The 7,285-nt window shown below is 70.9% G+C and carries 5 protein-coding genes and 1 pseudogene; 3 read left to right on the top strand and 3 right to left on the bottom strand.

The genetic code is table 11. The features are described from left to right. The first annotated feature begins 109 nt into the window (after nucleotides 1-109). The 3 genes from HUW62_RS44370 to HUW62_RS44380 all read left to right on the top strand — a co-directional run bounded on the left by HUW62_RS44370 (nucleotide 110) and on the right by HUW62_RS44380 (nucleotide 5,439). Nucleotides 110-1,339, top strand: coding sequence for a collagen binding domain-containing protein (locus HUW62_RS44370; RefSeq protein WP_368670633.1), 1,230 nt, complete (start codon nucleotides 110-112; stop codon nucleotides 1,337-1,339). A 240-nt stretch (nucleotides 1,340-1,579) separates the two neighbouring features. Continuing rightward, nucleotides 1,580-3,559 (top strand): FecR domain-containing protein, encoded by a 1,980-nt coding sequence (locus HUW62_RS44375; protein ID WP_176437888.1) that lies wholly within the window; start codon nucleotides 1,580-1,582, stop codon nucleotides 3,557-3,559. Nucleotides 3,560-3,561: 2 nt separating this feature from the next. Further along, complete coding sequence (locus HUW62_RS44380; RefSeq protein WP_163866758.1) at nucleotides 3,562-5,439, top strand: protein kinase; 1,878 nt, start codon at nucleotides 3,562-3,564, stop codon at nucleotides 5,437-5,439. 45 nt (nucleotides 5,440-5,484) lie between these two features. Here HUW62_RS44380 and recR read toward each other — a convergent pair whose 3' ends face one another. The 3 genes and pseudogenes from recR to HUW62_RS44395 all read right to left on the bottom strand — a co-directional run. Next, nucleotides 5,485-6,078: a recombination mediator RecR gene (gene recR / locus HUW62_RS44385; RefSeq protein ID WP_176437889.1), complete on the bottom strand. Its 594-nt coding sequence runs from the start codon at nucleotides 6,076-6,078 to the stop codon at nucleotides 5,485-5,487. Between the two features lie 6 nt (nucleotides 6,079-6,084). Next, nucleotides 6,085-6,402, bottom strand: coding sequence for a YbaB/EbfC family nucleoid-associated protein (locus HUW62_RS44390; RefSeq protein ID WP_163866760.1), 318 nt, complete (start codon nucleotides 6,400-6,402; stop codon nucleotides 6,085-6,087). A gap of 92 nt (nucleotides 6,403-6,494) precedes the next feature. Continuing rightward, nucleotides 6,495-7,285, bottom strand: a pseudogene (locus HUW62_RS44395) (DNA polymerase III subunit gamma/tau); the annotation flags it as partial.

Consider the following 7,285-nt stretch of genomic DNA (forward strand, 5'->3'; position numbering starts at 1 on the left):
TTAAGTCGTCGGCAGCGTCAGATGTGTATCAGAGACAGGGTTTGATCTCAAGGAGGGCTCGTCGCGGATCACCGGCGGCAGCCTGCTGCGTGCGTCGGTGGGGCCCAAGGTGCGCACCTGGCTGGGGCCGCTGCGGGCGGAGGTGGGGGCGGGCTACGGCTTCGCGCAGCTTCCGCACTTCGGCGTGTCCTCGGAGCCGGTGCTGTCGCGCGGGGTGCGGCACGCGGCGTTGGTGACGGGGAGCCTGCGGCTGCCGCTATTCACCCGGTTGGAGGTGGAGGCGCGGGGAGAAGTGCCGGTGTCGCTGGCGGTGCGCGACTCGGCGGGGACGAAGGCGGAGGCGAAGGGCTTCGCCGCGGGGGGCGCGTTGTTGTTCCCGCTGACGGGGACGCAGCGCTGGTCCGGCACGTTGCTCGTGGACTTCCAGCACGTGCAGGACACGGTGACGCTCGCGGATGGGACGCGGTCCGAGCAGCGGATGCGCCGGGTGGGCGCCGCGCTGGAGCTGGCCTGGAATGACGCGCCCGAGGCGCGGGCCCCGGAGTTGGCGCCGCTTCCTGTGCGGGCGACGGCGGGAGGGCTGTCGCTCCAGGTGCTGGACGCTGAGTCGGGGGCACCGCTGTCGGGAGCGCGGGTGGTGCTGGTGTCGGAAGGCGTGGAGGGCGCGCCGCTCGATGCCGATGCGCGGGGCACGCTGGAGAACGTGGAGGTGCCCCCGGGTGACGTCGTGGCGCGGGTGAGCGCGGAGGGCTACGAGCCCGCGGAGGGTCGAGTCACCGTGGAGGAGGGGGGGCGCGTGGCGCTGGCGGTGCGCGCGCGCAAGGTGCCTCCGGCCACGGGGGGCCTCAAGATTACGGTGGTGAGCGCGGGCAATGGGGTGCCGTTGCCGGGAGTGCGGCTGACGGTGGGGGCCGTGGAGGTGCGCACGGACCTGAAGGGCGAGGCGTGGGTGAAGGCGCTGCCGCCGGGGCCGGTGGCCGTGGTGGCGAAGTCGCAGGGCTATCGCGTGGCGGAAGAGGCGGCTGTCATCGTCGCGGGGCAGGAGACGAAGCTGTCCGTGCCGCTCGCCTCGGAGCGCAAGGGCGAGCCGGCGACGCTCACCGGGCAGGTGCGCAGTGCCCGGGGCGGAAAGCCCGTCGCGGCGACGCTGCTCATTCCCCAGGCGAAGGTGAAGGCGCGCACGGATGCCAAGGGCGCGTTCACCTTCAAGGTGAAGGGTGGCACCTACCGCATCACCATCTCCGCGCGCGGCTACCTGTCGCAGACCAAGCTCGTCACCTTGAAGGATGGAGAGCAGGCCATCTTCAACGTCGACCTCTTCCCGAGGCAGCGGCGGTGAGCGACACGTGCACCCTCGCTCGTGGTCCTGCTGGTGGATGGCACGCGGGCCCGCTCCGACGTAGATGCCTTCCCGAGGCAGCGGCGGTGAGCGACACGTGCACCCTCGCTCGCGGTCCTGCTGGTGGATGGCGTGCGAGCCCGCTCCGACGTAGATGCCTTCCCAAGGCAGCGGCGGTGAGCGACGTGTCTCCCTGGTCGCGGGCCCTGTTCAACGTCGTTTCGTTCCGAGGCACCCACGGTGAGTAACGCGCGTCCCTGTCTCCTGGCCCTCCTGCTCGTCGTCGCGGCCTGCGACGAGGAGGCGGTGGCACCCTCCGTCCCCGTCGCGGAGACTCCGGCCGTGGTCGACGCTGGGCCCGCGGTGGAGCTGGCCCGCCTGGAGGGGCTGTCCGGCGAGGTGCTGGTGGAGCGCGGCGGCAAGAAGGTCCCCGCGCGGGAAGGACCGCTGTACTCGGGCGATGCGCTGGAGACGGGCGCGACGGGCGCGGCGACGATGCGCTTCGCGGACGGTCACTCAGTGGAAGTGGGCGCCGATGCGCGCGTCGGCCTGGGTGAAGAGGCGGGGAGCGTGGCGCTGACGGTGGAGCGCGGCATCGTGCTGTCGCGTGTCCCCGCTCGGCCCGCCGGGACTCCCCCGAGCGGCAAGAAGGTGGCGCTGACCCTGCTGACGCCCTTCGGTCTCACGCGCGTGGGCTCCGAGCCCAGCGAGGTGAGCGTGCAGGTGACGAAGGACTCTGGCCGCGTGGAGGTGAAGCTGGGCGCCATCGAGTTCGTGTCCAAGGACGGCAAGCAACTGCGCGCGTCGGAGGGCGACTCGGTCGAGGTGTCGGCGGGGCGGGCGGAGCTGCTGCTGCGCGGCTCGCGATTGGTGGAACTCGCGCCCATCGAGGTGACGGTGCGAGTGGGCTCGGGCCGAGCGGAGCTGCGCGGCAAGGACTCCAAGCGATGGCGTCCGCTGCGCGCCGGGGGCGACGTGCTGGCGCCGGGAGATGGCGTGCGCACTCGCGGCAATGGCACCGCGGAGTTGATGTTGAAGGGGTCGACCTCTCAGTTGTCGCTCGGTCCGTCAGCGGAGATGGTGCTGGAGGGCGCGGGGCAGGGGGGCACCCGGGACGAGGCCCGCATGGACCTGCGCCAGGGTGGACTCGGCGTCCAGCTCGCGCAGGGACGCGAGAGCCGCGTGGTGCTGCCCGGACTCACGTTGGAGGGTGACGGCGCGTCGCGCCTCGCGGTGCGGCGCACCTCGACGGGCTATCTCGTCGATGCGCATACGGGACGCGTGACGCTGGTGCGCGGGGACGTGCGCCAGCCGCTGCGGGCCGGCGAGCGGGCGATGGTGACGGGCGACTCGGGCCAGGCGCGCATCGAGGCGCTCGGGCCAGCGCCGCTGTTGCTCGGCGCGGGCGACGGCGTGGAGGTCTACCACCAGGGGCTGCGCGAGGTGGCCTTCGGCTGGGAGAAGGAGGGCGAGGTGACGGTGGAGGTGGCCTCGGACGCGGCCTTCACTCGGCCCCTGCTGTCCGGCACGGTGTTCCAGTCCTTCGTCAACGTGCCAGCCCCCACGCGCGGCACGCTGTACTGGCGGGTGCGCGGCAAGGACGGCCAGGAACTCGTGAAGGGCAATGCGATGTTCGGTCCCGAGCGGCTCGGCGGAGACCTGGACCGCGTGCGCAACGTGGTGCCCGAGGGACTGGAGAAGACGACCATCTTCTACCAGGACAAGCCGCCGTCTGTGACGTTCACCTATGCGGAGGAGGCCTCCGCGGCGCGGTACAAGGTGGCGGTGTACCGGGCGGGTGCGCTGGAGAAGCCGGTGGCCGAGCGCACCGTGACGGAGGCCCGCGCGGCGCTGGACGCGGGCGCGCTGGGAGAGGGCAGCTACCTCTGGTCCGTCACGCCGCTGTCGGCGACGGGCGAGCAACTGAAGGGGGGACGCATGAACAAGCTCGAGCTGGTGTACGACAACTCAGTACCGATGCTGCTGGTGTCGCAGCCGCGCAATGGCCAGAAGGCCGCGGAGAAGGTCCGGGCCTCGGGCGTGGCGCCCGTGAATGCGCGCGTGTCCATCAATGGACGTCCTGTCTCCCTGGACGGCAAGCACCGGTTCGATACCTGGGTGGAGCCAGTGGGCGCGCCCCCGGTGCTGGTGTTTAAGATGACCCGTCCTGGTGCCCCGGATGTCCATACGGTCCGCACCCTTCGACAGCGAGGGCCCTGAGGATGTCACCCCCCCAGACGACACATCCCGGCTCCGAGGAAGTCCCGCCGCCGTTGTTGCGCCCGTATGGGCCATACGTGCTGGTGCGGAAGCTGGCCGAGGGCGGCATGGCCGAGATTTTCCTCGCCAAGCTGCTGGGCGCGGACGGCTTCGAGCGCAACGTCGTCATCAAGCGGATGCTGCCGCACCTGTCGAGCATCCCCGACTTCGTGGAGATGTTCCGGGACGAGGCGCGGCTGGCGGCGAAGCTGGCGCACCCCAACATCGTCCAGATTCAGGAGCTGGGCTTCACGGAGGGCTGCTACTACATCTGCATGGAGTACCTCGCGGGCGAGGACTTCTCCACGACGCTGCGGCTGGCCGGGCGTCGGCGGCAGTACCTGCCGTTCCCGATTGTGCTGCGGGTGCTCATCGATTCGGCGCGCGGGCTGCACTACGCGCACGAGTTCGCCAATGAGATGGGGCAGCCGCAGAACGTGGTCCACCGCGACGTCTCTCCGTCGAACCTGTACCTGACGTACCAGGGGCAGGTGAAGGTGCTGGACTTCGGCATCGCCAAGGCCGAGTCGAGGCTCGCCAACACGCGCACCGGCGTCGTGAAGGGCAAGTACATGTACATGGCGCCGGAGCAGGCGAAGGGCGGAGAGGTGGACCGCCGCGCGGACATCTTCGCGCTCGGCGTCAGCCTCTTCGAGGCGCTCACGCACGTGCGGCCCTTCTCGCGGGAGAACGACCTCGCGGTGCTCAACGCGCTGCTGCACAACGAGTTCAAGCGCCCGCGCGAACTGCGGCCCGACCTGCCCCTCGAACTGGAGGCCATCGTCCTCAAGGCGATGGCTCCGTTCCCGGAAGACCGTCACCCCACGGCGGAGGCCTTCGCCGAGGACCTGGAGGCCTTCCTCGGCGCGCACCTGAGCTCCGCGGGCACGCCGCAGCTTGGCGCCTTCCTGCGCTCGCATTTCGGCGACGAGCGCTTCACCGAGCGCACCCGCATCCCGACGCTGGCCTCGCTCTCCGCGGCCCTCGGTGTCGTCACCCAGGCGACCGGGTTGATGGAGACGGGGACGAACGTGGTGGGCGCTCCGGCCTCCGTGGGCGGGAGCACCGACGTCGCCACCTCGCGCGGCTGGGGCGCCCGCTCTCCCGCGTCGTCCTCGGGGCTGGTGCCCGCGGCGACGAAGACGCCGGCTACCGAGAACTCCGTTCCGCCCGTCGAGGCGCCGCGTTCGCGAGGGTGGAGGCCGCTCGTCGTCGGCCTCGCGGGGGGCCTGCTGCTCGCGAGCGTGGGGCTCGTGGGTTACCGGCAGTTCGTCGCGCCCGCGTCGGGAGGCGAGGTGGTGGTTCCTGCTCCCGTGGTTCCCCTGGCGAATGACATGGGGCAGACGGTCCAGGAGCCTGCCCCCGTGCCCGCGCCTCCCGCGCCGGTGGCCGCCCCGTCGGGCGTTGGCTCGACAGAGCAGGCAGCCGGTGTTGCTCCCGAGGGCGACAAGCCCGAGACGGTAGGGGCGCAGGCGGCGCTTCCGAGCACCGTGGGACAGGATGATGAAGAGGTGGCCGAGAAGGTGCTGAAGGCGCCGCCGGCCAAGAAGCGCGTGACGCTGGGCGTGGGGGACATCACCCGCGTGGTGGAGAAGGGACGCACGCGCATCACCGCGTGCTTCGAGAAGAACCGCGCGGACCTGCCGTCCACCGAGGGGCAGGTGCAGGTGGAGTTCTCCATCGCTTCGTCGGGCGCCGTGCGCGCGGGCGTGCGAGGACCTCTGGCCGAGACGGCGGTGGGCCGCTGCCTCCAGTCCCAGGCGCAGCGGCTGCGCTTCCCCGCGCATCGCGACGAAGAGGTGAACGTGCTGGTACCGTTCGCCTGGCGACTGACGCGGTAGCGGTGGGAAGAAGCGCGGCGCCGGAGTGTGGCGCCGCGTCGTGGCTCAGAGGTCGCGGCGGGCGGACAGCGCCTTCGCCAGCGTGGCCTGGTCGGCGAACTCCAAGTCGCCACCCATGGGCAGGCCCTGGGCGATGCGGGTGACGCGCAGGCCCATGGGCTTGAGCAGGCGCGTCAGGTACAGCGCGGTGGCCTCGCCCTCGACGTCCGGGTTGGTGGCGAGGATGAGCTCCTCCACCTGGCTGTCGTTGAGGCGCCCCAGCAACTCCTTGATGCGGAGCTGCTCGGGGCCGATGCCCTCCAGCGGAGACAGCACGCCGTGCAGGACGTGGTAGCGACCTTTGAACTCCCGGGTGCGCTCCAGCGCCATCAGGTCCGCGAAGGTCTCCACGACGCACAGCACGCGGTCGTCACGGCGGTGGTCGCGGCAGAAGCCGCAGGTCTCCGCGTCGGTGAGGGAGAAGCAGCGCACGCACAGGTGCACCTTCTCCTTCACCTCGCGGATGGCCTGCGACAGCTCCGCGGCGTACTCACCGGGAGCGCGCAGGATGTGGAACGCGAGGCGCTGGGCTGTCTTCTCGCCAATGCCCGGCAGCTTCGCGAGCTGGGCGACGAGGCGGTTCAGCGGATCGGGCGTCATCCGGTATCAGGTAACGCCGGGGATCTTGATGCCGCCGGAGATTTTGGCCAGCTCGCTCTGCATGTGCTGGCGGCTGCTCGCCAGGGCGGCATTCACCGCGGCGGTGATGAGGTCCTCGAGCATCGACGTGTCGTTCGGGTCGATGGCTTCCTTGTCGATCTTGATGCTGCGGATCTCCTGGATGCCGTTGGCCACGACAGTGACGCGGCCATCGCCGGCCTTGGCCTCGACGGTCTCATCGGCCAGCTTCTGCTTCCGCTCTTCAATCTTCTCCGTCAGCTTGTTCGCCTGCCGGATGAAGTAGTTCAGGTCGACGCCAGGCATGTGCTTCCTCGGTACTCGGGGGAGCGGCACCCTTCATGGGTCCGCTCGGGCGTGGAGTGTGGCGCGCACCCTACCGTTGCGCGGGGACAAAGTCAGGCGCTGTCGTCGGGAGCTTCGATTGGAGCGTCGGCGGGCGAGGCGGCGGAGGGGCGCTCGGGCTCGTAGATCTGGATGTGCTCGATTTCTCCACCCAGCCGGAGGAGCACGGCGCGGACCGCGGAGTGGTTGCGCACCTTGCTCTCGGTGTTCTTCTCGTGGGTGGCCCGGCTCTGCGCATCCCGCTCGGCGATGCTGAGCGAGGCCCGTGTGTCGTCGGCGGACACGTCCTGGAAGGACAGCTTCACCGCCCGGCCGAAGTGCTCGGCGAGGAGCTTGTCGATGACGGCCTTGCCCGCGGCGGCGGTGACCGTCATGCGGTGAAGGCCCGCGGAGGGCAGGAAGCCGAGGATGATTTCCCCGGCCTTCATCGACAGGAGCCGTCCGTTGGCGAGCGCGGTGCCATGGCGAAGGGAGTTCGCCTTCACGCTCTCCACCGCGGCGCGCCATCGCTCAATCAGCGGGAGGTTCGGGTTGTCGCGGCTTCGGGCGGCCGCCGGTGCGGGCGCGGCGGCCATGATGGGAGACGGCTCGGGCTCGGGTTCGGCGGCGGAGGCCTCGGGCTCGGGGATGCAGTCGCCGGAGGCACAGCCGCCCGGGGAGGCTTCCTCCGGGTAGAAGCGCGAGTCCTCGTCGTCGACGGCAACGGACTCAGCAGGGGCTGGTGGGGCCTCCGGCTTGCGGACGTTGACGACGCGGACGTTGGGCGCGGGCTCGGTGGTGCGCGAGAGCGGAGTGGCTCCGGCATGAGGTCCGGGCGAGGCCACAGGCGCGGAGGGTGCGGGCC

Source organism: Myxococcus sp. AM011 (assembly GCF_013372595.1).
Lineage (GTDB): Bacteria > Myxococcota > Myxococcia > Myxococcales > Myxococcaceae > Myxococcus > Myxococcus eversor.